This window comes from Pigmentiphaga humi, from assembly GCF_900606115.1.
GTDB classification, from domain to species: Bacteria; Pseudomonadota; Gammaproteobacteria; order Burkholderiales; family Burkholderiaceae_B; genus Pigmentiphaga; species Pigmentiphaga humi.
Window position 1 is genome coordinate 26,599 of sequence record NZ_UWPJ01000017.1, and the last position, 25,600, is coordinate 52,198.

Annotated in this window: 25 protein-coding genes and 1 riboswitch; of the genes, 13 read left to right on the plus strand and 12 right to left on the minus strand. The window is 69.0% G+C overall.

Going from position 1 to position 25,600, the window contains the following annotated elements:
- Positions 1-22: 22 nt before the first annotated feature.
- From PIGHUM_RS10335 to PIGHUM_RS10355, 5 genes are read right to left on the minus strand one after another with little or no spacing between them, the layout of a single operon-like run.
- Positions 23-1,045, minus strand: coding sequence for an alpha/beta fold hydrolase (locus tag PIGHUM_RS10335; RefSeq protein ID WP_222929245.1), 1,023 nt, complete (start codon positions 1,043-1,045; stop codon positions 23-25).
- On the minus strand, positions 1,042-2,106 hold the full coding sequence (locus PIGHUM_RS10340) for a 2,5-dihydroxypyridine 5,6-dioxygenase NicX family protein (protein WP_124079511.1): 1,065 nt from the start codon (positions 2,104-2,106) through the stop codon (positions 1,042-1,044). Before PIGHUM_RS10340 ends, PIGHUM_RS10335 begins: the two co-directional genes overlap by 4 nt.
- A gap of 15 nt (positions 2,107-2,121) precedes the next feature.
- Positions 2,122-2,772: an isochorismatase family protein gene (locus PIGHUM_RS10345; protein WP_124079512.1), complete on the minus strand. Its 651-nt coding sequence runs from the start codon at positions 2,770-2,772 to the stop codon at positions 2,122-2,124.
- Entirely contained in the window at positions 2,769-3,995 is a 1,227-nt protein-coding gene (locus PIGHUM_RS10350) for an FAD-dependent monooxygenase (protein ID WP_124079513.1), read from the minus strand. Before PIGHUM_RS10350 ends, PIGHUM_RS10345 begins: the two co-directional genes overlap by 4 nt.
- 40 nt (positions 3,996-4,035) lie before the next feature.
- Complete coding sequence (locus tag PIGHUM_RS10355) at positions 4,036-5,055, minus strand: Bug family tripartite tricarboxylate transporter substrate binding protein (RefSeq protein WP_160142234.1); 1,020 nt, start codon at positions 5,053-5,055, stop codon at positions 4,036-4,038.
- 112 nt (positions 5,056-5,167) lie between these two features.
- On the opposite strand from PIGHUM_RS10355, the gene PIGHUM_RS10360 reads away from it, so the two are divergent.
- The 3 genes from PIGHUM_RS10360 to PIGHUM_RS10370 all read left to right on the plus strand — a co-directional run bounded on the left by PIGHUM_RS10360 (position 5,168) and on the right by PIGHUM_RS10370 (position 7,178).
- Positions 5,168-6,172, plus strand: a complete 1,005-nt coding sequence (locus PIGHUM_RS10360; protein WP_124079515.1) for a LysR family transcriptional regulator — start codon at positions 5,168-5,170, stop codon at positions 6,170-6,172.
- 165 nt (positions 6,173-6,337) lie between these two features.
- Positions 6,338-6,760 carry a VOC family protein gene (locus PIGHUM_RS10365; protein WP_124079516.1) on the plus strand — a complete coding sequence of 141 codons (423 nt, stop codon included), beginning with the start codon at positions 6,338-6,340 and terminating at the stop codon, positions 6,758-6,760.
- A gap of 49 nt (positions 6,761-6,809) precedes the next feature.
- Complete coding sequence (locus PIGHUM_RS10370; RefSeq protein WP_124079517.1) at positions 6,810-7,178, plus strand: DUF423 domain-containing protein; 369 nt, start codon at positions 6,810-6,812, stop codon at positions 7,176-7,178.
- Positions 7,179-7,235: 57 nt separating this feature from the next.
- On the opposite strand, the gene PIGHUM_RS10375 is transcribed toward PIGHUM_RS10370, so the two are convergent.
- A complete protein-coding gene (locus tag PIGHUM_RS10375) occupies positions 7,236-7,793 on the minus strand; it encodes an NADPH-dependent FMN reductase (RefSeq protein ID WP_124079518.1) in 558 nt (185 codons plus the stop codon).
- A gap of 221 nt (positions 7,794-8,014) precedes the next feature.
- Here PIGHUM_RS10375 and PIGHUM_RS10380 point away from each other — a divergent pair, with 221 nt between their 5' ends.
- The gene (locus PIGHUM_RS10380; RefSeq protein WP_124079519.1) at positions 8,015-8,887 is read left to right on the plus strand and encodes an endonuclease/exonuclease/phosphatase family protein; all 873 of its coding nucleotides are present in this window, start codon (positions 8,015-8,017) and stop codon (positions 8,885-8,887) included.
- 31 nt (positions 8,888-8,918) lie between these two features.
- On the opposite strand, the gene PIGHUM_RS10385 is transcribed toward PIGHUM_RS10380, so the two are convergent.
- Together PIGHUM_RS10385 and PIGHUM_RS10390 are read right to left on the minus strand one after the other, a co-directional pair.
- Positions 8,919-10,271, minus strand: a complete 1,353-nt coding sequence (locus tag PIGHUM_RS10385; protein WP_124079520.1) for an MFS transporter — start codon at positions 10,269-10,271, stop codon at positions 8,919-8,921.
- A gap of 53 nt (positions 10,272-10,324) precedes the next feature.
- A complete protein-coding gene (locus PIGHUM_RS10390) occupies positions 10,325-11,107 on the minus strand; it encodes a M15 family metallopeptidase (protein ID WP_124079521.1) in 783 nt (260 codons plus the stop codon).
- Positions 11,108-11,170: 63 nt separating this feature from the next.
- Positions 11,171-11,354, plus strand: a riboswitch (yybP-ykoY riboswitch).
- A gap of 9 nt (positions 11,355-11,363) precedes the next feature.
- On the opposite strand from PIGHUM_RS10390, the gene PIGHUM_RS10395 reads away from it, so the two are divergent.
- The 5 genes from PIGHUM_RS10395 to phhA all read left to right on the plus strand — a co-directional run bounded on the left by PIGHUM_RS10395 (position 11,364) and on the right by phhA (position 16,984).
- Positions 11,364-11,930, plus strand: a complete 567-nt coding sequence (locus tag PIGHUM_RS10395) for a TMEM165/GDT1 family protein (protein WP_124079522.1) — start codon at positions 11,364-11,366, stop codon at positions 11,928-11,930.
- Positions 11,931-12,004: 74 nt separating this feature from the next.
- Positions 12,005-14,410 carry a 3-hydroxyacyl-CoA dehydrogenase/enoyl-CoA hydratase family protein gene (locus tag PIGHUM_RS10400; protein WP_124079523.1) on the plus strand — a complete coding sequence of 802 codons (2,406 nt, stop codon included), beginning with the start codon at positions 12,005-12,007 and terminating at the stop codon, positions 14,408-14,410.
- Positions 14,411-14,571: 161 nt separating this feature from the next.
- A complete protein-coding gene (locus PIGHUM_RS10405) occupies positions 14,572-15,771 on the plus strand; it encodes an acetyl-CoA C-acyltransferase (protein WP_124079524.1) in 1,200 nt (399 codons plus the stop codon).
- A gap of 26 nt (positions 15,772-15,797) precedes the next feature.
- Positions 15,798-16,106, plus strand: coding sequence for a 4a-hydroxytetrahydrobiopterin dehydratase (locus tag PIGHUM_RS10410; RefSeq protein WP_124079525.1), 309 nt, complete (start codon positions 15,798-15,800; stop codon positions 16,104-16,106).
- Positions 16,103-16,984, plus strand: coding sequence for a phenylalanine 4-monooxygenase (gene phhA, locus PIGHUM_RS10415; RefSeq protein WP_124079526.1), 882 nt, complete (start codon positions 16,103-16,105; stop codon positions 16,982-16,984). The genes PIGHUM_RS10410 and phhA overlap by 4 nt, the downstream gene beginning before the upstream one ends.
- Before the next feature lie 18 nt (positions 16,985-17,002).
- On the opposite strand, the gene PIGHUM_RS10420 is transcribed toward phhA, so the two are convergent.
- Positions 17,003-17,692 (minus strand): substrate-binding domain-containing protein, encoded by a 690-nt coding sequence (locus PIGHUM_RS10420; RefSeq protein WP_124079527.1) that lies wholly within the window; start codon positions 17,690-17,692, stop codon positions 17,003-17,005.
- Between the two features lie 173 nt (positions 17,693-17,865).
- Between PIGHUM_RS10420 and PIGHUM_RS10425 the strand changes: the two genes are divergently transcribed.
- From PIGHUM_RS10425 to PIGHUM_RS10435, 3 genes are all read left to right on the plus strand, one after another.
- Positions 17,866-19,107, plus strand: a complete 1,242-nt coding sequence (locus PIGHUM_RS10425; protein WP_124079738.1) for a DUF445 domain-containing protein — start codon at positions 17,866-17,868, stop codon at positions 19,105-19,107.
- 199 nt (positions 19,108-19,306) lie between these two features.
- On the plus strand, positions 19,307-20,344 hold the full coding sequence (locus tag PIGHUM_RS10430; RefSeq protein ID WP_124079528.1) for a Bug family tripartite tricarboxylate transporter substrate binding protein: 1,038 nt from the start codon (positions 19,307-19,309) through the stop codon (positions 20,342-20,344).
- A gap of 9 nt (positions 20,345-20,353) precedes the next feature.
- Positions 20,354-21,703 (plus strand): amidohydrolase family protein, encoded by a 1,350-nt coding sequence (locus tag PIGHUM_RS10435; protein ID WP_124079529.1) that lies wholly within the window; start codon positions 20,354-20,356, stop codon positions 21,701-21,703.
- Between the two features lie 45 nt (positions 21,704-21,748).
- On the opposite strand, the gene PIGHUM_RS10440 is transcribed toward PIGHUM_RS10435, so the two are convergent.
- The gene (locus tag PIGHUM_RS10440) at positions 21,749-22,651 is read right to left on the minus strand and encodes a LysR family transcriptional regulator (RefSeq protein ID WP_124079530.1); all 903 of its coding nucleotides are present in this window, start codon (positions 22,649-22,651) and stop codon (positions 21,749-21,751) included.
- A 195-nt stretch (positions 22,652-22,846) separates the two neighbouring features.
- The gene (locus PIGHUM_RS10445; RefSeq protein ID WP_124079531.1) at positions 22,847-23,425 is read right to left on the minus strand and encodes a type 1 glutamine amidotransferase domain-containing protein; all 579 of its coding nucleotides are present in this window, start codon (positions 23,423-23,425) and stop codon (positions 22,847-22,849) included.
- Between the two features lie 103 nt (positions 23,426-23,528).
- On the opposite strand from PIGHUM_RS10445, the gene PIGHUM_RS10450 reads away from it, so the two are divergent.
- Positions 23,529-24,968 carry an MFS transporter gene (locus PIGHUM_RS10450; protein ID WP_342773187.1) on the plus strand — a complete coding sequence of 480 codons (1,440 nt, stop codon included), beginning with the start codon at positions 23,529-23,531 and terminating at the stop codon, positions 24,966-24,968.
- Between the two features lie 8 nt (positions 24,969-24,976).
- Here the strand turns inward: PIGHUM_RS10450 and PIGHUM_RS10455 are convergent, their stop codons facing one another.
- Positions 24,977-25,576, minus strand: a complete 600-nt coding sequence (locus tag PIGHUM_RS10455) for an SRPBCC family protein (RefSeq protein WP_124079532.1) — start codon at positions 25,574-25,576, stop codon at positions 24,977-24,979.
- Positions 25,577-25,600 lie beyond the last annotated feature (24 nt).

The following is a 25,600-nucleotide window of genomic DNA, read 5'->3' on the forward strand; positions in this document are numbered from 1 at the left end:
GGGTGGGGGGAGGGGGCCCGCGTCAGCGGGTAGGGGGTGAGTCCACCAATTCGGCTATCGCCGCCTCGACGGCGGCGATGTCGGCCGGGTCCGAACCCGGCGATCCGGCGCGGTGGCCCCATATCGAATCCAGGATGCGCAGTTCGGCGCGCGGCATGCCCGCGACCGCCTGGGCGCTGTCTTCGGGCGGGAAATACTGGTCGGTGCGGCTGGGCATGACGATGGCCGGGCAGGCGATGGCGGCCAGTGCCCGTTGCCAGTCGCCGCCGAATTGCGGATCGGCTCCGATGTCGGCGGTCTGCCAGGTCCGCATCATCGCCAGCAGGTCGTTCGCGTCGCTATGGATGAAATTGTCGGCCCAGCGGCGTTCGAGATACGCGTCGAGGGTGTCGGCCTCGCGCAGGTGCAGTCCCGACCGGTAATACTCGGGCGACATCGCCCAGGCGGCATAAGCCCTGCCGACCGCGCGCAGCCCGGCCAGCGGCGAGCTGTCGTAGTTCCCGCCGTTCCAGCGGCAGTCCGCCTGCAGCGCGGCCTTGATGCTGTCGATGAAGGCGTAGTTATGCGGCGTGGTCCTGGCCGACCCGCACAGCGCGAACATCCTGCCGACCTGGGACGGAAAACTTGCCGCCCATTGGAACGCGGTCTGGGCGCCCATGGAGCGGCCCACCACCAGTTGCAGGAGGTCGATGCCGAAACGTTCGGCCAGCAGGCGCCGCTGCAGGCGAACGTTGTCGAGGATGTGGACCGCCGGAAAGCGCGGGCCGTCGAAGGGGGCGGCGGTATTGCTGGGCGAGCTCGACAGGCCGTTGCCGAGCAGGTCGACGCACACGATGAAGTGGCGCGACGGGTCGAGCGCCTTGCCGGGTCCGATCAGCCAGGCATTCTTGTGGTGGGTGGAGCTGAACCAGGTCGGGAACAGGATGGCGTTGTCGCGCCGGGCGTTCAGCGTGCCGCAAGTCGCGAAGGCGAGGCGGGCGCGCGGCAGGGTGGCGCCGCTCAACAGTTCGACGCGCTCGAAATCGTGATGACCGTCCGCCATCATCGCGAGGCTCCGTGATCGAGGCGCTGATCCGCGGCCACGATCTCGCCGTCGGTCACGATGGGTTCACCGTCCAGCGATACGGAGCAGCGCGACATCGGAATGTCCACGTGGCAGGCCGAATGGTTGTTCCCGCCGGCCTCGGCGTTGGGGCCGGTGGAGAACAGGAAGTTGCCGTAGAAGGAGCGGGCGTCCATGCCCAGGGATTGCTGCTTGTCGCGCGCGCCGAGCGCGGTCCAGGCCGCCTTGGGCTGCAGGCCCCAGCCCACGTGCGCGACCGCGTAGGCGTCGGGATCGCGGTAGGACTCCAGGTACCGGCGCAGGTAGGCGGCCTCGAAGCCGCCGTCTATGCGCGTGATGTAGCCGTCGCGCACGTCGAGGACGATGGGCGCGCTTTCGACGTAGCGCTTGATCGGGAACAGCATGTCGCCGACGTCGATGACCACGCGCCCCTGGGCCGAGCGCTCGGCCGGCCAGGTCGAGATGAAGCCGCTGGGCCAATGGTCCCAATGGCCGGGTTCGTCGGCATAGCCGTATTCGGGCAGCGTGCCGAACTGGCCCAGCGGCAGGACGAGGTCGGTGCCGGCCGCGGACGTGACGTGCATCGTGCGCGCCGCCCGCAGCCGCGCATCCGCGGCCATCACCCGGCGCTTGTCGTCTTCGGTCGGCATCAGGCGCGCCAGGATCTCGGGCGGCTCCACCACCATCAGGATCCGGGTGCCGGCGGCGAGGATGTCGAGTTGTTCCGGCGAGTGCAGCAGGCCCATCAAGTCGATGACCAGGTCGGCCTGTTTGAGCAGCCCGACCGCGAGCGGATTGCCTGAAAGCGGCGTCGCGCCCAGGTGGGCGGTACGGTCGCTGCCGGGCTGGTGAGGCGCGAGCGGCGGCAGCTCGACGCGGAAGGCCCGGGTGCCGAACGACAGCGCGGCGCGCAGCGCGGCATCGACGTTCTGCGGATGGCTGGTCTCGCTGGTCAGGACGATGACGCCCTCGCTGCTTTGCAGCCTGCACAGTTCCAGCACGCCTCGCCACATCGCCAGGCGGTGATCGTCGCTGACGGCCATGATGTCGTCCTCCGGTCAGGCGGCGCCTGGGCGCCAGGGGATGAAAGCGTCGAAGCCCGCCAGCGCGGCGTCGAGCGTGATCACGTCCGCATATTTCTTGTCCAGGTCGAACAGGCTGGCATCGTGGGCGCTGGCCGAGCGGTCGCCGACGCAGTCCGACACCACCATCGGGCGCAGCCCGTGGCACATCGCGTCCAGGGTGCTGGCGCGCACGCAGCCGCTGGTGGTGCAGCCGGCGATGTAGAGCGTATCGACGCCTTTGGCAATGAGAATGCCGGCCAGGTCGGTGCCGAAGAAGGCCGACGGCAGGCGCTTGCGGATCACGGTCTCGCCGCTCGCAGGCTGCAGTTCGGGCACGAAATGGCTTTGCGGATTGTCTTCGGTCAGCGTTTTCAGGCGCGGGACTTTCAGGCAATGGACGTTGTCGTCGCTGCCGTCGCCGGCGTAGACGATGCGCGTGTGCGCGACGGGCCAGCCGCGCCGGCGCGCCTCGGCCAGCAGCGTGGTGGTGCGTGCGATGGCGGCGCTGATGTTGCCGCCGCCGAACGCGGCAGGGTCGTTGAAACCGATCGTGAAGTCGATCACGAGCAGTGCCGGGCGCCGGCCGGGCCCCATGCGCTGGCCGAAGTGCTGTCGCGCGAAGATATCCTCTGCCGCCGAACTCATGCGCTTGCCTCGTCGTCCAGCGGTACCGTGGCGGCGTCGTATTCGAAGATCCAGTCGTAGCGGGCCTGGACCTTGCTGGTTCCCCATTCGCGGTCGATGAAAGCCGGCCCTTCGACCGGATCGGCCAGCGCCCGGTTGTGGAAGCGGTTGATGTTCTCGGTCGAGCCGGCCACGATGCGGTAGGCGCGTTCGTGCCGCGCACGCTCGTAGCGCTGCAGCGCCGCCGCTACGTCGTCGTCGCGTTCCAGGCAGCGGGCGAGCACCACGCCGTCCTCCATCGCGACGTTGGCGCCCTGGGCCAGCAGCGGGAACATCGCGTGGCAGGCATCGCCCAGCAGCGTGACTCGGCCTTCTGTCCAGGCATCGAGCGGCGGGCGGCGCACGATGCCCCATTTGAACGGCGCGTCGATCGCCCGGATCAGGGCTTGCACGTCATCGTGCCAACCCTTGAAGTCGGCCGCGCATTCCTCGGTCGTGCCTTGCACGTTCCACGATTCGGCTACCCAGCCGGTGCGTTCCAGGTAGCCGACGAAGTTCATCAGTTCCCCGCGGCGCAGCGGATAGTGGATCACGTGGCCGCCCGGGCCGACCCAGTTGGTGCCGACCGGACGCCGCAGATGCTGCGGCACCCGCTCCATCGGGATCACGGCGCGCCAGGCCATCATGTCGGCGAAGGTGGCGCGGTCGGAGCCGAAAAGCCGGGTGCGGGTCATCGAATGGATGCCGTCGGCGCCGATCAGCGCGCTGCCGCGCGCGGTCGCGCCCGATTCGAGCTGGAGCGTGACGCCGTCCCGGTCCTGCTCGAAGCCGGCGCAGCGGGCGCCCAGGCGGATCGCGTCGGGTTTCAGCGCGCGCACCCCGTCGACCAGCGCGTTGTGCAGATCGACGCGGTATGCCGTGAAGTACGAGAAGCCGAAGCGCCGGACGGCCTCGGCACCCAGGTCGAACAGCTTCCAGGTCTGGCCCGTGTTCCAGAGCCGGATCTCTTTCCCTTCGGTTTCGCAAGAGCTTGCGCGCACTGCGTCGAGTACCCCGAGGTCGGCCAACACTCGCGAGCCGTTGGGGCTGATCTGCACGCCGGCGCCGACTTCGCGCAACTGGTCGGCCTGTTCGTATACCTCGACGTCGAGGCCCCTGCGCAGCAGGGCCAGGGCGGCGGCGAGGCCGCCGATCCCGGCTCCGGCGATCAGGACGGGCGGTTTGCTGGGGTTGGAAGAATGCATGCTGGCTCCATATTGCTGTGCAGGCGGCGGGCGCGCCGCGCTATTCGTTCTTGATGCCGGTCCGCTGGACTACGGCCGTCCACTTTTTCAGTTCGGACGAGATGCTTTGCGCGAATTCCTCCGAGGTGGTGCCCAGGACCTCGAAACCCGCTGCTTCGAGCTGGCCGCGAACGGTCGGGTCGGCCAGCGTCGCGCTCAACTCGCGTGTCAGCTTGGCGACGATGTCGGGCGGCGTGCCCGCCGGCGCGACCAGCCCGAACCAGCTATAGGCGTCGAAGGGCTTGTGGAGCATCTCGGCGATGGTGGGCACCTCGGGCAGCATCGGGCTGCGGTTCTGGCCGGTGATCCCATAGGGGACGAGTGCGCCGCTGCGAATGTGGGGCCGCAACGTGGAGACCGCGTCGAACAGCAGGTCGATCTGCTTGCCGAGCAGGTCGTTCAGCGCCGGCGCGACGCCGCTGTAGCCGATATGCAGCAGATCGACGCCGAACGTCGATTCGAACAGCTCGCCGGTCAGGTGGGTCGACGATCCCGTCCCGGCCGAGCCGTACGTCAGCTTGCCGGGCTGCGACTTGACCAGCGCGATGAGGTCGGGCAGCGTCTTGGCGGGCAGGTCGCCGCGGCCCACGAGCACGTGGGGACTGCGCACCGCCTGGCTGATCGGGGTGAACGACTTGATCGGATCGTAGGCGAGCTTGGGGTAGAGCGCCGGGCCCATCGCCAGGCTACTGGTGCCGGCCCATAGCAGCGTATAGCCATCGGGCGCGGCCCGCACCACGGCCATCGGGCCAACGGTGCCGCCGCCGCCCGCGCGGTTTTCGACCACCATCTGCTGGCCCAGCCGCGGCCCCAGAGCCTGGGCGATCGCCCGCGCGCTGGCGTCGGTCGGACCGCCCGGTGCGAAGGGCACTACCAGCGTGATGGGCTTGGCAGGGTAGGTCTGCGCCGCGCCCGGGCCCGGCAGCAGGGCCGCGAGCACCAGCGCGCCCAGCGCGAATGTCCAGCGCCGCGCGGTGGCGCTGCCGGAAGAGACTGGCGAGGCAGGGGCAACACCGATCATGGTTTTCTCCAGTGGGACCGTCGGGGAAACGGATACTGCTCGGTGTTGATTCTTGCGTGGGCGGGCCGGATCGGACAAGCTACGGAACGGATTGAATTCACAAAGAACTCCTATGAACATCTCGACCAAGCAACTGCGAGCGTTCATCTATGCCGCGCAGCTGGGCAGCTTTACGCGCGCAGCCGAGCGCCTGCATATGACGCAGGCGGGCTTGAGCGCGATCATCCGGGAACTGGAAGTGCAGATGGACAGCAGGCTGTTCCACCGCACCACGCGCCTGATTTCGCTGACCGAGGCCGGCCAGCGGCTGCTGCCCGTGGCGGAGCGCGCGGTATCCGATCTGCAGCGGGTCATGGCCGAAGTCAACGAACTCGAAGCGGTGGCGCGCGGCACCCTGCGCGTGGGCGCGACGCCGCTGGTGGCCAATGACTTGCTGCCGGCAGCCTATGTGGAATTCCGCCGCGCCCACCCCGACGTCAAGCTCGAAATCTTCGGGGTGTCGCCCGAGATCATCGAAGAATCCGTGAGCGCCGGCGAACTCGATTTCGGCCTGGGCGTGTTCCCTCGGCCGATTGCCGACCTGGAGCGCTCGCGGCTGTTCAGCGCGCGCCTGTTCTGCGTCGGTCCGGACAACCGGCGCGTGGCGGCCTCGCGCGCCGGCAACCCGCTGCGCCGCATCGGCGCCATGACGTGGGACGACCTGCGTGGCAAGCCGCTCATCAGCCTGCCGTCCGAGAATGCGATGCAGCAACTGATAGACCGGCATCTGCCGCGCGAAGAACCACCGGTGCTGCGCGCGTCCCGCCTGCCGCCCGCTCAGGGGCGGCCTGCTCCGCATGGGGCGGTCAGGCTGAAAGAAGGCACGGGCATTGCCGAGCGGGCGATCGTCAACCACATCGAAACGCAGATCGCCATGGTCGAGCTGGGGCTGGGCTGGGCCATCGTGCCCGCGTTCGCGCTGCCCGCGTGCCGCCACTATCGCGTGTCCCTGTACGAACTCGAGCCGGCCGTCGACATCGACTTCTTCCGCATCGTCAGGAAAGGACACAAGACGCACAAGCTCCGGGACGAGTTCTGCAAGGTGCTGGTGGCGAATATGACCCCCCCTACGCGCTGACGCGCGCCCCCAGGGGCGAAACCGGCGGACCGGCGGAGCCGGATCCGCGGTTTCCTGGATCGAGAGGCGTACCTTTTAGGTACGGGTGTTTACAATCGGGGACTATGGTTTTGGCGCGCGGCCGGGCTTCGGCGGCAGACGCGCTTTCCTTCTGGAGGCTTGAGCATGGCCGGCATTCCCCTGTTCCACCTGGCTTTCCCCGTCGACGACCTGGCCCAGGCGCGCGCCTTCTATGGCGATTTGCTGGGCTGTCCGGAGGGGCGCAGTTCCGATGCGTGGGTGGATTTCAATTTCCACGGGCACCAGATCGTGGCGCATCTGTCGCCGGGCGAAGCCGGCACCCGGCATACCAGCGCGGTAGACGGCGACGACGTGCCGGTGCGCCATTTCGGCGCCATCCTGCCCATGGACGAGTGGGAAGCGCTGGCGGAAAAATTGCGCGCGGCCGGGACCCGGTTCGTGATCGAACCGCACGTGCGCTTCAAGGGCGAAGTGGGCGAACAGGCTACTATGTTCTTTTTGGACCCGTCGGGCAACGCGCTCGAGTTCAAGGCTTTCGGCGACCTGAGTCAGGTCTTCGCCAAGTAGGCATCATCATCGCGCGCCGCCCGCCTCCTGTTTTCCTAGGAAGCGCTGCATGTTGTTATCGTCTCGAGTATTGCTGGGCTGCGCCGCACCGATGGGCGCGGCGGGTGTCATCCTGGCCGCGATGGCCACGCATCTGACCGGCGGTGGCGTTCTTTCCACCGCCGCCCTGTTCCTGCTGCTGCACGCAACGGCGGTGGTCGGCCTGGCTGCCGTCGTGCCGCACGTCCAGCGCGGCCGGGCTGCGCTGGTGGGCGCGGCGGGCCTGATCATTGCCGGCACCCTGCTGTTCTCGGTCGACCTGGCGCTGCGCCAACTGGCCGGCGTCAAGCTGCTGTGGGGCACCGCGCCGTTCGGCGGCGGCGCCATGATCGTCGGCTGGCTGGGGGTGGTGATTCCCGCCTTGCTGCCGCAGCGTTGAGCGCAAGCGCTGCGGCTGCCTTCGCGTCGCGCGGGCGGCTGCGCGGCCCCGGCCCGATTACTTGGCGGCGAGCTTGTCCAGCCAGGCCACGTAGCGGGCCACGAATCCCTGGACGAACTTCGCGGTGGTTTCGTTGGTGATGCGGCCGTCGGCATCGACCAGGCCTTCGCCGTACTGGACGAAAATGCTCGGCTGAGGAAGCACCGGCACGTCGAGCGCCGACAGCACCATGCGCAGGTGTTCCTGCGCCAGCGCCGTGCCCACCTGGCTGGGCGAGGCGCCCATGATGCCGGCCGGCTTGCCGGGCCATGAACTCTTGCCCCACGGGCGCGACCCCCAATCCAGGGCGTTCTTGAGCACGCCGGAATACGAGCGGTTGTATTCGGGCGTGAAGAACAGCAGGCCCTGGACCGATTCCACCTGCTGCTTGAATTTCACCGCGGCCTCGGGCAGCGCGCTGTCGAGATCCTGGTTGTAGAGAGGGAGTTCGCCGATGGGGATGTCCACGGCCTGCAGCGGCTGCGGCAGCAGCGCGGCGACGGCCTTGGCCAACTGGCGGTTGAAAGAATCCTTGCGAAGACTGCCGACGATGATGCCGATCCTGGTCGTGCTCATGGAGATTCCAATCGAAGGGGTGGAGTGCCCGAACCTGCCGCCTGTGCGCGGGCTTGCCGGCCGGCGGCGCCGGAGCGGGAGTTGCCGTTTCATGATAGCGCAGCGGCCATGGGCCCCGCGCGGGCACTTGTATCCGCCTGCTGCGGCAGTTTCGTGAGCCGGAAGGCGCGCCGCGCCAGGGAGCACTAAAATGGCCGCTTACCCATTCCTCGCAGTGCACGATGTCCATCGTCCGGATCGTCAGCTACAACATCCATAAAGGCATGTCCGCCATGGGAGCGCGCGAATCCCTGCACGAGTTGCGGCTGGGGCTGCACGGCTTGCGGGTGGACCTGGCTTTCCTGCAGGAGGTGCAGGGGCGCAACGACCGCGCCGGGACCTTGCACGAACAGCACCAGATGCTGGCGGCGGCGCTCAAGCTGGAGGCCGCCTACGGGCGCAACGCGGTGCATCGCCATACCGACCACGGCAATGCGCTGCTGTCGCGCTTTCCCATCGTGGAACACCAGAACCAGGATATCTCCGACCATCGCCTGGAGCAGCGCGGGCTGCTGCATGCGCAGGTGGCCGTGGGCGACCACGCCGTGCATTGTTTCGTGGTCCACCTGGGGCTGTTCGCGGGCAGCCGCTCGCGCCAGCTCGATGCGCTGGTATCGCGCATCGAAGAGCTCGTGCCGGCCCAGGATCCCATTCTGATCGCCGGCGATTTCAACGACTGGACCAATGTGCTGTCGGGGGTGCTAGGCGACCGGCTGGGCCTGCACGAGGTGTTCGCCAGCGCGCCCCGGGGCAACAACGTCGAGCTGCCGCGCCTGCGCGACTCGGTGCGCATGCTCGGCCGGGTGCTGCGCGGCGGCGAGATGTGTCCCTGGCGGCCGGGCATCGGGCCGATCGCGCCGCCCAAGCTCGGGCAGGGCAACGAGCTGATGGCGCCGCGGCCGCCCCGTACTTTCCCGGCCGTGTTTCCGTGGCTGCGCCTGGATCGCATCTACCAGCGGGGCTTTTCGGTGCGCCAGGCGAGCGTGCTCTATGGCCGGCCCTGGACGCGCCTGTCCGACCACGCGCCTTTGCTTGCGGAACTGGAACTGCCCTGAGCCCGCCCGCCGCAACGGCGCGGCGGACGGCTCAGGAGGCGGTTCCGCGCTTGGGCCGCGCGGCGCTGACGGCCGAGGAAGCGGCCAGGAAGACGGCGCCCAGCACCAGGCCGGTCGTGGCGCCATGCGTGGGCACGGCGGTAAAGGCCAGCGCCACCAATGCCGCGCCCAGCGCCATGCCGAACTGCCGCGCCGTCGCCTGCAGCCCGCCCGCGCCGCCGCTGCGGTGGCGCGGGGCGGCGGTCAGCATGACGCGGTTGTTGGGCGTCTGGAACGTGCCGAAGCCCATGCCGCAGACCACCATGCAGGCCATCACCCAGCCATTGGAGATGTCGGCGGGCAGCAGCGCGACGATCAGCAGGCCGACCGCCACCAGCCCGGCGCCGGCCGAGCACAGGACGGCAGGCAGGATGGACTCGGACAGGCGGCCGGCGATCGGCGCGGTAATGGCGACGGCCAGCGGCCAGGGCATCATCAGCATGCCGACTTCCAGCTGGCTGCGCCCCAGCACTTGCGTGAAATAGAACGGCAGCGAAATGTAGGCGATGGTCTGGCCCGAGAACGCGCAGATCGATGCGCCGACCGAAAAGGCGAACGGCCGGATGCGCAGCAGATCGAGCGGCAGCAGCGGCGTGGCCTGCATCAGTTCGCGGCGGACCAGCAGCAGGCCGCAGACGCCGGACCCTGCCAGCAGCATCAGCGCCGAGCCGAAGTCGCTCAGCAGCCGGTCCACGCCGATCACCAGCAAGCCGAAGGTCAGGCCGCTCAGCGCGGCGCTGAGCCAGTCGAAGCGGCGCTCGGCGAGCGGCGCGTGGGGCAGGATCCGACCGCCGATGGACAGCACGAACACGCCGATGGGCACGCTGATGGCGAACAGCCACGGCCACGGGGCAATGGCCAGGATCGCCGATCCCAGCATGGGGCCGGCGGCGGACGACGTCGCCACCACCAGGGCGTTGTAGCCGATGGCCCGGCCGAATTCCTTCTGCGAATAGATGAACCGCAGCAGCGCCGGCGTGACGCTCATGACCGCGGCGGCGCCCAGCCCCTGGAACACGCGGAACCAGATCAATGCGTTGAAGTTGCCGGACAGGGCGCAGCCGGCCGCCGCGGCGGTGAATACCGCCATCCCGGCGGTGAAGACGCGGCGGTAGCCGACGATCTCGCCCAGCGACGAGAACGGCAGCAGCGCCACGACGATGGCGAGCTGGTAGGTATTGACGATCCAGACCGACTGGGCCGGCGAGATGCCCAGGTCGCGGGCGATGGACGGCAGGGCGACGTTGGTGATCGTCGCTTCCAGTACGGTCATCGCCATCGCCATCATGGTGGCGGCGAGCGCCCAGTATTTGCGGGGAGCGGGGAGTCCGTTCAGGGAGGACATGTGCTGTTCTTGTTATGACCGTGACGTTGCGGCGCTCGCATTGGCGGCACGGTTCAGCGTACGGGGAAGTTGAAGTAGCTGTCGGGGTACGGCTCGCTTTCCAAGGTGTAGTGCCACCACTCCTCGGGCAGATTGCGAAAACCGTGTCTGGCCAGCAGTGCCTTCAGGAACTGGCGATTGTGCCGGACGGCTTCGGGTAAATCAGGATTGTCGGTGTGTGACTTTACATCAAAAAGATCGAAGGGAGTTCCCATGTCGACCTCGCCGCCGGGCAGCAGCGGGCCGTGCGTGGGCAGGCCGTCGGCATGGGCGGGATCGACCGCGGCGAGGGTCAGGTCCACCGTGCTGCCCCGGCTGTGGCCGGAGCGCTCCGCGATATAGCCCAACTCCAGCAGCCGGCTCTTGTCCACGTCCGGGAAGTACTCGGCCTTGCCGGCCTGGCTTTTCGGGTCGCCGACCCAGGCGACGAAATCGTTGACGGCCGCCTGCGGGCGGTAGCAGTCGAAGATCTTCAGCGTCAGCCCCTGGGGCCGCAGCTCTTCCTGCGCGGCGCGCAGCCGCTCGGCGGCCGGCGCGGTGACGATGCAGGTCGGCGCATCGTAGCCGGCTACCGGGCGGCCCAGGAAGTTGGCCCGGCCGTGATAGCGGATGTCCAGTTGCACGGTCTGCACGACGTCGGTGAGATGGACGAAGCCGACGGGGGCGGGCGGTCCGGCTTCCTGGGCCGGGGCGGCCGGAGGGGCCAGCAGCGCGGCGGCGGCCAGGCAGGCACCGGTGGCGCGGGCCAGCGGGCGCGCCTCGGGCGGCGCGGCGGGGCCGGACGGACGGTTCTTCATGCGGGCTCCTGCAACGGGACAGGCCGTATTATGCGGCGGCCGGCGGCGCGAATGCCAGTTGCGCTATACTGCGCCGCGTCATTGGGGAGTAGCCGCCTCGCGCCGCCCGCGCGGGGGTCTGCGTCAACATACTTGCCTTGCGGCATGGCGCAGACGGTCCTGGACTTGGCAAGACCTTTGACCGCGCAGCACCCGGTGGGCCGGGGGCGCCGCGCGGTCATTCGGTCAACCGTCCGGCCCCGGAACCGTATCCATCATGGAAGCCTTCCTCGTCTCGACCGGCATCGTCGCCCTGGCCGAGATCGGCGACAAAACCCAACTTCTCGCCCTGTTCCTGGCCGCCCGCTGGCGCCGGCCCTGGCCCATCATCGCCGGCATCTTCGTGGCTACCCTGGTCAACCACGGCCTTGCCGGCGCCGTGGGCGCCTGGCTGACCCAGGTCCTGGGGCCCGACGCGCTGCGCTGGATCCTGGGCATTTCCTTCATTGCCATGGCCGCCTGGATGCTGGTGCCCGACAAGCTTGAAGAAGCGCAGGCCGGAAAATGGCGGCTGGGCGTGTTCGGCACGACCGTGCTGGCTTTCTTCCTGGCCGAGATGGGCGACAAGACCCAGATCGCCACGGTCGCCCTGGTGGCGCGCTTCCACGATTACCTGGCGGTGGTGGCCGGTACGACGCTGGGCATGATGATTGCCAATGCGCCCGCGGTCATGCTGGGCGACAGGATGGCGCACAGGCTGCCGGTGCGGCTGGTGCACGCCGTCGCCGCGCTGATCTTCGCCTGTCTGGGCGTAGCGACGCTGCTGGGACTGTTCGGCCCGTAAAGGCCTAGTAGACTATCCGTATCGCTGAAGACTGAAGGACCGGCCGCGCCGGCCCGCTTACCGCCAGGAAGATCATGTCGAATTTCGTCATTCGTAAAGTCGCAGTGCTGGGCGCAGGGGTCATGGGGGCGCAGATCGCCGCGCATTGCGTCAATGCCCGCGTGCCGGTGGTGCTGTTCGACCTGCCGGCCAAGGAAGGCCCCAAGAACGGGATCGCCATCAAGGCCATCGAGAACCTGCGCAAGCTCAGCCCCGCGCCGCTGGGCGCGCCGGAACTGGCCGCGCTGATCGAGCCGGCCAATTACGAGGAAGACCTGGCCAGGCTCGGGGAGTGCGACCTGGTGATCGAGGCCATCGCCGAGCGCATGGACTGGAAGCACGACCTGTACGCCAAGGTCGCGCCGGCCATCGGTCCGCAGGCGATCTTCGCCACCAATACCTCGGGCCTGTCCATCACGGAGCTGTCCAAGGGGTTCGCGGCCGGTTTGCTGCCGCGCTTTTGCGGCGTGCATTTCTTCAATCCGCCGCGCTACATGCATTTGGTGGAGCTGATCCCCACCGCCGCGACCGACCCGGCCATCCTCGACCGCCTGGAAGCCTTCCTGACCACCGTGCTGGGCAAGGGCGTGGTGCGCGCCAAGGACACGCCCAACTTCATCGGCAATCGCGTGGGCGTGTTCGGCCTGCTGGCGGCGATGATCGAGGCCGGGAAGTTCGGCCTGACCTACGACGTGGTCGACGACCTGACCGGCGCCAAGCTGGGCCGCGCCAAGTCGGGCACCTTCCGCACCGGCGACGTGGTCGGGCTCGATACGCTGGCGCACGTGATCAAGACCATGGAAGACTATCTGCCCGACGATCCGTTCGCCGCGCACTACGGCATGCCGCCGGTGCTGGCCGGGCTGATCGGGCAGGGGGCGCTGGGGCAGAAGAGCGGCGCGGGCTTCTTCCGCCGCCAGGGCAAGGCCATCCTGAGGCTGGATCCTACCACCGGCGACTACGTGCCGGCCGACGGCAAGGCCGACGACGCGGTCGCCAAGATCCTGAAGAACAAGGATGCCGGCCAGCGCCTGCGGGCGCTGCGCGACAGCGGGCATCCGCAGGCGCAATTCGTCTGGGCGCTGCTGCGCGACACCTTCCAGTACATCGCCGTGCACCTGGCCGACATCGCGGATACCGCGCGCGACGTGGATTTCGCGATGCGCTGGGGCTTCGGTCACGGCATCGGCCCCTTCGAGCTGTGGCAGCACGCCGGCTGGCTGGAGGTGGCGCAATGGGTGCAGGAAGACATCGACGCCGGCAAGACGCTGTCGGATGCGCCGCTGCCCGCCTGGGTCACCAGCGGGCCGGTGGCCGAGCGCGGCGGCGTTCATGCGCCGGAAGGTTCGTGGAATCCCGCGGCCGGCCGTTTCGAGCCCCGTTCCAGCCTGCCGGTCTACGGCCGCCAGGTGTTCCGCGCGCCGCTGGCGGGCGAGGGCATCGTGCCGCTGGCCGCCGGCAAGACCGTATTCGAAGACGAGGCCATCCGCCTCTGGACGCTGGAGCGCGCCGACCTGGACGACGTGCTGATCGCTTCGTTCAAGACCAAGATGCACACCATCAGCCCGGCCGTGACGCTGGGGCTGCTGCGCGCCGTGGACCTTGCCGAGCAGGATTACCGGGGCCTGGTGATCTGGAACGACGGCGAGCCTTTCTCCGCAGGCGCCGACCTGCAGGCCATCGTGCCGCTGTTCCTGAGCGGCGGCGTGCAGGCCGTCGCGCCCGAGGAAGAGCGCCTGCAGCAGCTGATGCTCAGGCTGCGCTACGCCCAGGTGCCGAGCGTGGCCGCGATTTCCGGGATGGCGCTGGGGGGAGGCTGCGAGCTGTCGGTCTATTGCACCCGCCGCGTGGCGCATTTCGAATCCTATCTCGGCCTGGTCGAGGTCGGCGTCGGGCTGATCCCCGGCGGCGGCGGCCTGACCTACCTGGCGCGCCGGGCCGCGCAAGAGCATGCCGCCGCGCCCGATACGGCGCTGCTGCAGTTCCTCAAGAAGTATGCGCTGCAGGCAGCCACCGCGCAGGTGTCCAAGTCCGCGATCGAGGCGCGCCGCATGGGCTATCTGCGGGAAGACGATCCCATTGTCTTCAATGTGCACGAAGTGCTGTATACGGCCATCCGCGAAGCCCGGGCGCTCGCCGACCGCGGCTGGCGCGCGCCGTGGAAAGAAACCTTCGCCGTCGCCGGCAGCGAAGGCATCGCCACGCTGACCTCGCAACTGGTCAACATGCGCGACGGCGGCTTCATCTCCGAGTACGACTTCCACCTGGGCAGGAAGGTTGCCGAGATCCTGTGCGGCGGAAACATCGAGGCGGGCTCCCGGGTCGACGAGCAATGGATCATGGCGCTGGAGCGCCGGGTGTTCATGGAATTGCTGGCCGAGCCGAAGACGCAGGAGCGCTTGACGGGCATGATGCAGACGGGCAAGCCTATAAGGAATTGACCCCCGGGGGAATGCCCCCCCTACGCGCTTACGCGCGCCCCCCAGGGGGCGAAGCTGGCGGACCGGCGGAGCCGGATCCGCGGCTTCCTGGGTCTGAACCCGAGGCGCTTTGCGAGAAGTGTCGGGCGGGTGTAGCCGAATTTGGAACAGGAGAGGTGGTGATGTCGCGACAAATCCAGGATGCCTATGTGGTGGCGGCGGTGCGGACGCCGGTGGGCAAGGCGCCGCGCGGCGCGTTGAGGACGGTGCGGCCGGACGATTTGCTGGTGCACGCGATCCGCGCGGCGCTGGCGCAGGTGCCCGGGCTGGATCCGGCGCTGATCCAGGATGTCGTCGCGGGTTGCGCGATGCCGGAGGGCGCGCAGGGGCTGAACGTGGCGCGCATCGCGGCGCTGCTGGCGGGGCTGCCGCAGAGCGTGGGCGGGGTGACGGTCAACCGCTTCTGCGCTTCCGGGCTGACGGCGATCTCGATGGCGGCGGACCGCATCCGGGTCGGCGAGGCGGACGTGATGATCGCGGCCGGCACCGAATCCATGAGCATGGTGCCGATGATGGGCTTCACCCCCTCGGTCAATCCGCGCGTGTTCGAGGGCGACGAGAACCTCGGCATCGCCTACGGCATGGGGCTGACGGCCGAGAAAGTCGCCGCGCAGTGGCACGTCTCGCGCGAGGACCAGGACGCCTTCGCGCTGGCCTCGCACCAGAAGGCGCTGGCGGCTCAGCAGTCGGGCGAGTTCGCGGACGAGATCGCCCCCATCGAGGTCGTGGCGCACGTGCCCGACCTCGACGCGCAGGCCATCGTCACGCGCCGGCGCACGCTGGCGCTCGACGAGGGGCCGCGCGCCGACACCTCCGCCGATGCGCTGGCCAGGCTCAAGCCGGCGTTCGCGGCCAAGGGCAGCGTGACCGCGGGCAACAGCTCGCAGACCTCGGACGGCGCGGGGGCCCTGATCCTGGTTTCCGAGAAAATCCTCAAGGCCTGCAACCTGGTGCCGCTGGCGCGCTTCGTCACCTTCGCGGTGCGCGGCGTGCCGCCGGAGATCATGGGCATCGGCCCGAAGGAAGCCGTGCCGGCCGCGCTGGCGCAGGCGGGGCTGTCGCAGGACGATCTCGGCTGGATCGAGTTGAACGAGGCGTTCGCCGCGCAGTCGCTGGCGGTGATCCGCGACCTCGGCCTCGACCCGGCCAAGGTCAATCCGCTGGGCGGCGCGATCGCGCTGGGGCACCCGCTCGGCGCCACCGGCGCGATACGCGCGGCCACGCTCGTGCACGGCCTGCGGCGCCGCAAGCTCAAGTACGGGATGGTGACGATGTGCGTGGGCACCGGCATGGGCGCGGCGGGAATCTTCGAGAACCTGTAGCCTCCCGGGGGGCGCAAGGAGCTTCCATGAAAAAACTGAGCTTCCAGGAAATCGAACAGGCCTTGGCGCAATTGCCGGCCTGGGAACTGGACAGCGCGCGGGGCGCGATTTCCCGGCGCTATACGTTCGCGGATTTTTCCCAGGCGTTCGCCTTCATGACGCGCATCGCCCTCTACGCGGAAAAACACGACCACCATCCGGAATGGTCCAACGTCTACAACAAGGTGGACGTGACCTTGACCACCCACGACGCCGGCGGCCTGACGCAGCGCGACGTGGATTTCGCCCGCCATGCCGACGGCGTCGCGCAGGCCGGGGGCGGAGAGCGGGGATGAAACCCCGCGCGTCCGCGCCCAAGCACGGCCTGGCCGCGGGCGAAGCGGGCCGGCCTGAGCGCGCGGACTGGACGGTGGACCAGGGCTGGAAACGCTATACCGCCGAGGAGCACGCGGTCTGGAAATTCCTGTTCGAGCGCCAGTCCCGGCTGGTGCCGGGGCGGGCCTGCCGCGAGTTCGAGGCAGGCATGCGCGACCTGCCCATAGGCGCGGACAGGATCCCGGATTTCCGCCGCCTGAGCGACGTGCTGGCGCGGCGCACCGGGTGGCAGGTGGTAGCGGTGCCGGGACTGGTCCCCGACGAGGTGTTCTTCGAGCACCTGGCCAACCGCCGCTTTCCGGCCGGCCGGTTCATCCGCCGAGCCGACCAGCTCGACTATCTCGAAGAGCCGGACGTGTTCCACGACGTCTTCGGCCACGTTCCCATGCTGATGAACCCCACGCTTGCCGACTTCGTCCAAGCCTACGGCGAAGGGGGGCTGCGCGCGCAGCGGCTGGGCGTGCTGCCCAATCTGGCGCGGGTCTACTGGTACACGGTGGAGTTCGGCCTGGTCCGGCAGGACGCGGGCCTGCGCATCTACGGCTCGGGCATCATCTCGTCGTATGCCGAAAGCCTGTTCGCGCTGGACGATCCCTCGCCCAACCGCATCCGCTTCGACCTGGCGCGCGTCATGCGTACGCGCTATCGGATCGACGACTTCCAGGAGAGCTATTTCGTCCTGGACGATCTGGAAGACCTGCTCGAACTGGCCAGCGTGGACTTTGCGCCGCTCTATGAAAGCGTGCGCGGCCTGGCCGAATGGGAGCCCGGCATCGTCCTGCCCGAAGACGGCGTGTTGAGCCGCGGCACGGGCAGCCATCACGCCGCGCGGCGTTAGCCGCACGGCTCGGCCCCGTCAGGCGGGTTCCATCCCGTTTTCGCGCTTGATGTCGGCCGTGTCGGCGCCGGCCATGAAGGCCAGCAGCGCGCGCACCGCCTCGGGGTTGGACGAGGTCGCGGGCACGCCGGCGGAGAACGTGGTCATCAGCTGGATGGCCGGCGGCAGCGGCCCGACGATCTCGATGCCGGGCAAGCCCATCAGCTCGCTCAACTGCTGGAAGCCCAGCTCCACTTCGCCGCGCGCCATCAGCGTGCCCACGGGCGTGCCGGGCTTGGCCTGCACAGTGCGGCCCTCGATCTGGCCGGCGATGCTCCAGCGTTCGAACAGCTTGGTCAGGTAGATGCCGCTGGGCCCGGTGGAGTAGCCGATGCTGCCGGCGGCAAGGACTGCCGCTTTGACCGCTTCTTCCGAGCTAATGTCGGGATGCGGCGCGCCGCTCCGCACGGCCACGTAGACGCCCGATTGCACGAGGTCCACGCGGCTGCCGGCGATGACGCGGCCGGCTTCGGTCAATTGATCGATGACGTTGGCGGCGAGCACGACCGCATCGAAAGACTCGCCGGCTTGCACGCGTTTGGCGGCGTCCACGCCGCCCACCGTCTCGAACACGATCTCGAGCGGATGCGATTGCTGGTAGCGGGCGGCCAGGTCGGCAAGCACTTGCTTGGTCGCCATCGACGAAATGAAGTGGAGCGGGGATGCCATTGCGTGGACTCCTGGGTAGCGGGTGGGGCGCCGCGCGGGCGCTTGGCGGCGATTAAAGCATAGGGCGGGCCTGGGGCGGGCCCCGGTTTTACATTTGCCGCGCGCGCTTTTAGCATGAAGGGGTGCCGACCCCCGTTCCGCCTCCCGATCCCCGTCTGACCCGCCTGCGCCGCATGAAGCTCGGCGCGCTGGGGCTGCTGGCCGCGTCGCTGGCAGGCTTCGCGCTCAGCCATGCAATGGGCGGGCAGGGCGCATGGGGATGGCTGCGCGCCTTCTGCGAGGCGGCCACCGTGGGAGCCCTGGCGGATTGGTTCGCCGTGGTGGCGCTGTTCCGCCATCCGCTCGGGCTGCCGATTCCCCATACCGCCATCATCCCGTCCAACAAGCAGCGCCTGGCCGACAATCTCGCGGTGTTCGTGCGCGACCATTTCCTCGATCCCGAGGCCTTGCTCGCCAAGCTCAAGGTGTTCGACCCGGCAGCCCGGCTCGGCGCCTGGCTGTCCGAGCCGGCCCAGGCCAAGGCCGCCGCGGCCATGGCGCGCGCATGGGCGCGCCAGGCGCTCGACCTGCTGGACGAGCAGGCGGTGCGGGACGCGATCCAGCGCTTCGTGGTGGCGCGGCTGCGCAGCTGGGACGCGGCCGCGACCGCCGTCGACGTGCTGGGCCTCCTGACCCGCGACGGCCGCCACCAGCAATTGCTGGACGAAGCCTTGCGGCGCCTGGGCGACTACCTTTCGCATGAAGGCGTGAAAGCGCGCGTGTCCGATCTGATGGTCAAGTACGCGCGCAAGGAGTGGCCCAGGATCGTCGGCACGGTCAACCTGGTGAAGCCGGTGGACAGCATTGCCGACAACCTGGCCGACCGGCTCGCGCGCGCCTTGCTGGAAGAGCTGCAGGAGGTGTTGTCGCAGCCGGATCATCCGCTGCGGCAGGATTACGAGGCCTGGCTGCGCGCCTATGTGGATCGCCTGCGGGACGATCCGGCGCTGCGCGAGCAGGTCGACGCGCTCAAGTCCCGCCTGATCGACCATCCCACCATGCAGGCCTACGTGCAAGGCCTGTGGAGCGAGATCCACGGCGCCTTGCGGCGCAACCTGGACGGCGAGGACACGCCGCTGGCGCGCCACCTGGAACAGGGCCTGCTGGCCATGGGCAGGCAGGTCGCGGCCAACCCCGCGCTGCGCGACGCGATCAACGAGCACGTCATGACCGGCGCGCAGAGCCTGGCGCAGCGGCTGCGCCACGGCGTGACCGAGCACATCGCCACGACGGTCAAGGGCTGGGACGAGCGCCACCTGGTGCAGGAGCTCGAACTGAGCGTGGGCCGCGACCTCCAGTACATCCGCTACAACGGCACGCTGGTGGGCGGGCTGATCGGCATCGCGCTGCATGCGCTGGTCCTGCTGATGGCCTGAGCGGGCCGGCCTCCGGGGCTTGCCGACTCCGGCAGCGCTTCCGCCTCGGGCAGATTCAGATGCGGAACTGATGGATCTAGAATTTTTTCTCGTTTGCCTGGCGGCCGCCTGGGCGAGTGAAATGCTCGCCATGCCGCCGTGCCTGCCCGCCTTTCCGCGGATGTGGCGCGGCCCCCTCGATCCGTCAGGAGGAATGTCCATGGAACATACGCGTCAGCCCGCCCTCGGCGTCCGGCGTCCCGCATCGCTACGAGCCGGCCGCCGGGCCTGGCTGTCCGCCGGGGCCGCCGCACTGGGACTGGCCTGTGCCGCGCCGGCATGGTCGCAAGCGCCTTATCCCGCCCGCCCGGTGCGCATCGTCGTGCCCTATGCGCCGGGCGGCGGCGTGGATGTCGTGGCGCGCGGATTGGCCGATGGACTCGGGCAGAAGTGGGGCAAACCGGTCATCGTCGAGAACAAGGTCGGCGCGGCGTCCATCATCGGCGCCGACGCGGTCGCCAAGGCGGCGCCCGACGGCCATACGCTGCTGGTGACGAGCGAATCGACCATCACCAGCAATCCCTATCTGTACGACAAGCTGCCCTACGATGCCTTGCGCGATCTGGCGCCGGTCTCGCAACTGGTCAGCCTGCCGCAGATGGTGCTGGTGCATCCTTCGGTCAAGGCCGGTTCGATCGACGAACTGGTTGCCCTGGCCAAGGCGCGGCCGGATTCGCTCAATTACGCGTCGATGGGGGGCGGCAGCCTGCCGCATCTGTTTTTCGAAGGGCTCAAGACCCGGGCGGGCGTGCAGATGACGCAGGTGCCCTACAAAGGCATCATGCCGGCCGTGACGGCGCTGCTGGCCGGCGAAGTCCAGCTGGCCATGGTGGGAACCGCGATCGCCGAGCCGCACATCCGCGCCGGCAAGATGAAGCCCATCGCGGTGGCGCGCGGCAAGCGCCTGGAATCCGAGCCGAACGTGCCGACCCTGCGCGAAGCCGGCTATGCCGATATCGATCCGCGCGAATCGTGGTTCGGTCTGTTCGTCACCGGCGGCACGCCCGACGCGGTCGTGCAAAAGCTCTATGCCGACGTGGCGCAGGTCACGGCCGATCCCGAGTTCCGCCAGCGTTTCGTTACCGCCAAGGGCTTCGATCCGGTGTTCTCCAGTCCACGCGAGTTCGCCGCCGCCATCCAGGACGAGATGCGCCAGAAAGAACGCCTGATCCGCCTGACCGGCGCCAAGGCGGACTAGGAGCGTTTCATGCAGCAACGCATCGGGCCGCAGGGGCGGCCCCATTCCTTGCCGGACGGCGGAGAGTTCATCCTGCGCGGCGGCTACGTCATGACCATGAGCGACGCACTCGGCGACATGCCGGGCGCGGACGTCCACGTGCGCGGAGGCGCGATCGCTGCCGTTGGCGCCGGCCTGGCGGCGCGTGCCGGCGGCGTGCCGGTCGTCGATGCGGCGGACATGATCGTGATGCCGGGTTTCGTCGATACCCACTGGCATTTGTGGAACTGTTCGCTGCGCGCGCTGGTGCGCGGCGACGATCCCGAGCGGGGCTATTTCCCGGTGACGCTGGGCGTGGGGCCGCGCTTCGCGCCCGAGGATTCGTATTGCTCGGTGCGCCTGGGGCTGGCCGAAGGGCTGCAAAGCGGCATCACCACGGTGCAGAACTGGTCGCACAACACGCGCAGCCCCGCGCATGCCGATGCCGAAATCGCCGCAATGCGCGCGATGGGGGTGCGCGGCCGCTATGCCTATGGCTGGGGCCAGGACCTGCCGCTGGAGCGGCCCATGGACCTGCGCGACTTGGCGCGCGTGCAGGCGCAGCTGGCTGCCGAGGACGGCCTGCTGTCGGCCGGCGCCGCGCTGCGCACGCCGATCGCCAATCCGCGCGGCATCGTGCCCATCGACGTCGCCAGGCAGGAGTTCGAAGGCGTGCGCGCGCTGGGCCTGCCCATCACCATGCACGCGCGGCCGGGCATCGTCTCGGTGCTCGACCAGCACGGGCTGCTGGGGCCCGACCTGCAACTGGTCCACCCCCAGGGCGTGTCGCCCGCCGAGCGGCGCCGGCTGGCGGAATGCGGCACCTCTTTTTCGTGTTCGCCCACCATCGAAGTGCTGTACGCGCAGGCCGCGCGCGGCGAGATCCAGTTCCACGAGCTGGAGGAGGCAGGCGTCGCGCAGAGCCTGTCGGTGGACAGTTCCTCGGCCTCGGCCAATGCCGATTTCTTCACATGCATGCGTACCTTGCTGTGGTCGCACAAACAGCGCTTCGGCGCCAAAGTGCCGCTGAGCGCGCGCCGCCTGCTCCGGCTGGCGACGCTGGACGGCGCGCGCGACCTGGGCCTGGACGGGCTGGTGGGTTCGCTCGATCCCGGCAAGCGGGCCGACATCATCCTGGTGCGCATGGAAGATCTCAACATGGCGCCGGTCACCGATCCGGCCTTCTCGCTGGTCTATTCGGCGCAGCCCGCCAATGTCGATACGGTCATCGTCGATGGCCGCATCCTGTTGCGGGGAGGGGAGTTCACCGCCTGCGATCCGGGCGAGATCATGCGCGAGGCGCGCGTTTCCATCGAGCGCCTGGCCGCGCAAGCGGCCTGACGGCTGGCGCCCGGCGCGGCGCCCGCCATGCCGGGTCCCTTCGCCTCATTCCTGCAATTGCCGGCAGCGCGCCGCCAGGTGCTCGCGGAAGGCCTCGGCGGCCGGCGACATCGAGCGCCCGGTCTGGGTGACGAGTTCGATCTTCCGGTGCACGACCGGGTCGTGCAGCATGCGGAAGCGCGCCCGCCGGGGCCGCAGCGCCAGCTTGGCGTAGGACGGCACGACCGCGATGCCCAGGCCTGCCTCGACCAGCCCCAGCGCCGACCAGATGTAGCGCACCTCGAAGCGCGGCTTGGCGGCGATGCCCGACTGGTGCAGCACCCGGTCGATCTGCGGCAAAGAGCCGCTGGACTGCGGCACCACGATCATGGGCTGGTCGGCCAGGTCGGCCCATGCGATGTCCCGGCGGCGGCGCGCCAGCGGCCAGCCTTGCGGAATCATGGCGCCCAGCGCGTGCCGCATCAGCGGCGTGCGCTGCAAGTCGGCCTCGATGCCGGTGAAGACGCCCACGCCGAAATCGGCCTCGCCGTCCTGGACTTGCCGGATGATTTCATCGATCGGACAGTCGGCCAGGCGAACGCTGATGGCCGGGTGCGCCTGCTGGAAACTGGCGATGACCTCGGGCAGCAGCGTGGCCGCCATGACCGGCGTAGTGGCCACGGTCAGGCGCCCGCGCCGCTTCTCCAGCCTGTCCTGCACATGATTGACCGCGAGTTCGACGTCGCCCAGGATGCGCTCCGCGCTCTGCAGAAACTCCTGCCCCGCCTCGGTCATCGCCAGCTTGCGGGTAGACCGGTCGAGCAGCTGCAGCCCCAACTGGCCTTCGAGTTCGCGCACCAGCAGGCTGGTGGCCGACTGCGTCAAATGCAGCCGCTTCGAAGCCGCGGTAAACCCGCCGCAATGCACGACTTCGACATAAGCTCGCAACTGCCGCAGCGTCACGTTCATTGGGGGCAGGCTCGACGGAAACGATGCCGGCAGTATACGGTCCACCCCCGCCCGCCGCCCGCACTCTCTGACGCCTTCCCACGAAGCAGGTCGGGGTCCGACCCAGGGCGCCGCGGATCCGGCTCCGCCGGTCCGCCAGCGCCGCCCCTGGGGGCGCGCGTAAGCGCGTAGGGGGGGCCTTCTACAGGGGGCCTTCTACGTCGCTTGCGCAGCCGAAGGCGCCTCCGCCTTCTCGACCTTGGCCAGCGCCGCGATCAGCTTCTCGTTGAAGGCCGGCAGGTCGTCGGGCTTGCGGCTGGTGATCAGGTTGCCGTCCAGCACCACCTCCTCGTCCACCCACGTGCCGCCGGCATTGCGGATGTCGTCTTGCAGCGAGGGATAGCTGGTCAACTGCCGCCCGTCCACCAGCCCGGCCGACACCAGCAGCCAGGGCGCGTGGCAGATCGCGGCCACGGGCTTGCCCTGCTGGTGGATCGCCTGGACGAAGCGCTGCGCGCCCGCTTCCGTCCTGATCTGGTCGCCGTTGAACACGCCGCCCGGGAGCACCACGCCGGCGAATGTGTCGGGATCGGCATCGTCCCAGCTGCCGTCGGCCTGGAAACGGTCGCCCTGGCGGTCATGCTGCATCGCCTGCAACGGTCCGGCCTGGGCCGAGAGGATTCGGACCCGGGCGCCCGCCTGCTCCAGGGCGGCCTTGGGGCTGGTCAGCTCGACCTGCTCGAAATTGTCGGTGGTCAAGATGGCGACGACGAGATCCTTCAGGGGCGCTATCATGGTCGGTCTCCTCGGAAAGGGGTAAGGGGCGCCCCCAGGCAGCAAGTGCCGTGCCCGGCGGCCCCGGCGAGGCTGCAATATCGGGGATGTATCATGGGCGCCCATGTCCAAGCTCCCCGTACCCGGCCCTGGCCTCCTCGAAAGCACGGCCAGCGCCGATGCTCCCGGCCATCCGTCTCCCGTCGAAGACCCGCGCCAATTGATGATGGCGCTGGCCGGCATATGCGCCGTCGTCATGCTGGTGGCGCTGGACTCCACCATCGTCGGCACCATACTGCCGCGCGTGGTCGGCGAACTGGGCGGCATGCCGCTCTATGCGTGGGTGGGCACGGGCTATCTGCTGGCCTCGGCCATCCTCATTCCCATCTTCGGCCGCCTGGGCGACCTGTACGGGCGCAAATACTTCATCCTGGTGTCGCTCGGACTGGTGGCCCTGGGGTCGGTGCTGTGCGGCGTCTGCCAGTCCATGCCGCAGTTGATCGCCGCCCGCACCCTGCAGGGCGTGGGCGGCGGCATCATGGTGGCGACCGCCTTCGCCGCGCCGGCCGACCTGTTTCCCGATGCGCTGCGCCGGGTGCGCTGGCAGGCGCTGATCTCGACCTGCTTCGCGGTGACCAGCGGCGTGGGCCCCATGCTGGGCGGCATCGTGACCGAGGCGTTCGGCTGGCGGGCGGCTTTCATGGTCAGCCCGGTCATGGCGGTGATCGCCTTCGTCATCCTGTGGCGCTATTTCCCGCTGCTCAAGCCGCTGCACGAACGGCCGCCGCGCATCGACTGGCTGGGCGGCATCCTGCTGGCGCTCGCGGTGGGCACGCCGATGGCGGCGCTGGAACTGGGCTTCTCCTCGAATGGCTCGGCGGCCATGGGGCTCTTGTTCATCGCCGTCGCCGCCGCGGCCGTCGGTCTGCTGGTGCGGGTCGAGCGCAAGGTGGAGCAGCCCATGTTCCCGCTGCGGGTGCTCGAATCCCGGCAGTCGCAATTGCTGAACGTGGTGGCCGTCATGACCGGCGCGGTCATGTTCGTCCTGATCTACTACGGCCCCCTGCTGCTGCAGGCCGAGGTCGGCCTGAGTCCGACGCAGGCGGGCATGATCCTGGCGCCGCTGGTGGCCTGCATCCCCGTCGGCAGCGTCATCAACGGCCGGCTGTTCCCGCGCCAGAGCGAGCCGCAGCGGCTGATGGTGGCCGGCGCGCTGGTGCTGGCGGTGGGATGCGCGGGCGTGATGTTCCTGCAGCGCGGCTCGTCCATGGCCTTCGCGGTGGCGACCTTCGGCATGTGCGGCGTCGGCCTGGGCTTTCTCATTCCCAACCTGACCTTGTTCATCCAGATGATCGCCGATCGGCGCGACGTAGGCGTGGCCTCGGCGCTGATCCAGACCACCCGCACCCTGGGCAGCGCCCTGGGCACGGCGCTGGTCGGCCTCGTCATCGCCCGCACCTCGGTCAGCGCCGGCATCGAGACGGCCATGGCCGCGTCCATCCTGGCCTGTTTCGCCATGATCGCGCTTTCCCTGCGCATCAAAATGAAGAACGTGCGCCGCTGACCCGCTCTTTAGTGCATGAACGTGTGGTACGCGATCAGCGCCGCGATCACGATGGGCGGAGCCAGCCACGACAGCCTGTGCACCCAGACGCCGTGCAGCGCCAGGGCCGGTGCGCGGGCGGGCAGGGGCCGGGCGCTGCGGGGCGGCCGCGGCGCGGGGCGCTCCAGCGCGCGGCACGCACAGACCGAGAACAGCGCGAAGAAGTTGTCCATCATCTTGCGCGCTATTTTCTCGGCCTGCTCGGGCCGCAATTGGCTGAGACGGCCTTCCAGGTCGGCGTGCGCCGTGTAGGAGACGCGCGTGGCGTCGCCCTCGGGCGTGAGCCGGATCGTGGCGCTGCCCCTGGCCGAGCCCGCGGCGCCGCCCGAGCCCTCGAAGCGCAGGCGGTACGAATGGGGGGCATCGATATCGGCCATTTCCAGGCGGCCTTCGAAGCGGGCGGACAGGGGGCCGACCTGGGCCCGCAGCTTGACTAGGTATTCGTGGTCGGACAGGCGCTCGACTCGTTCGCAGCCGTTGATGCAGACCTTGAGGGTGTCGGGAGCGACGAGTTTTTCCCAGGTATGTTCCTGGGACGCCGGAATCAGGCGGGAGCCGGATAGTTCCATGGCATGTCTCCTAGAAGGGACCCC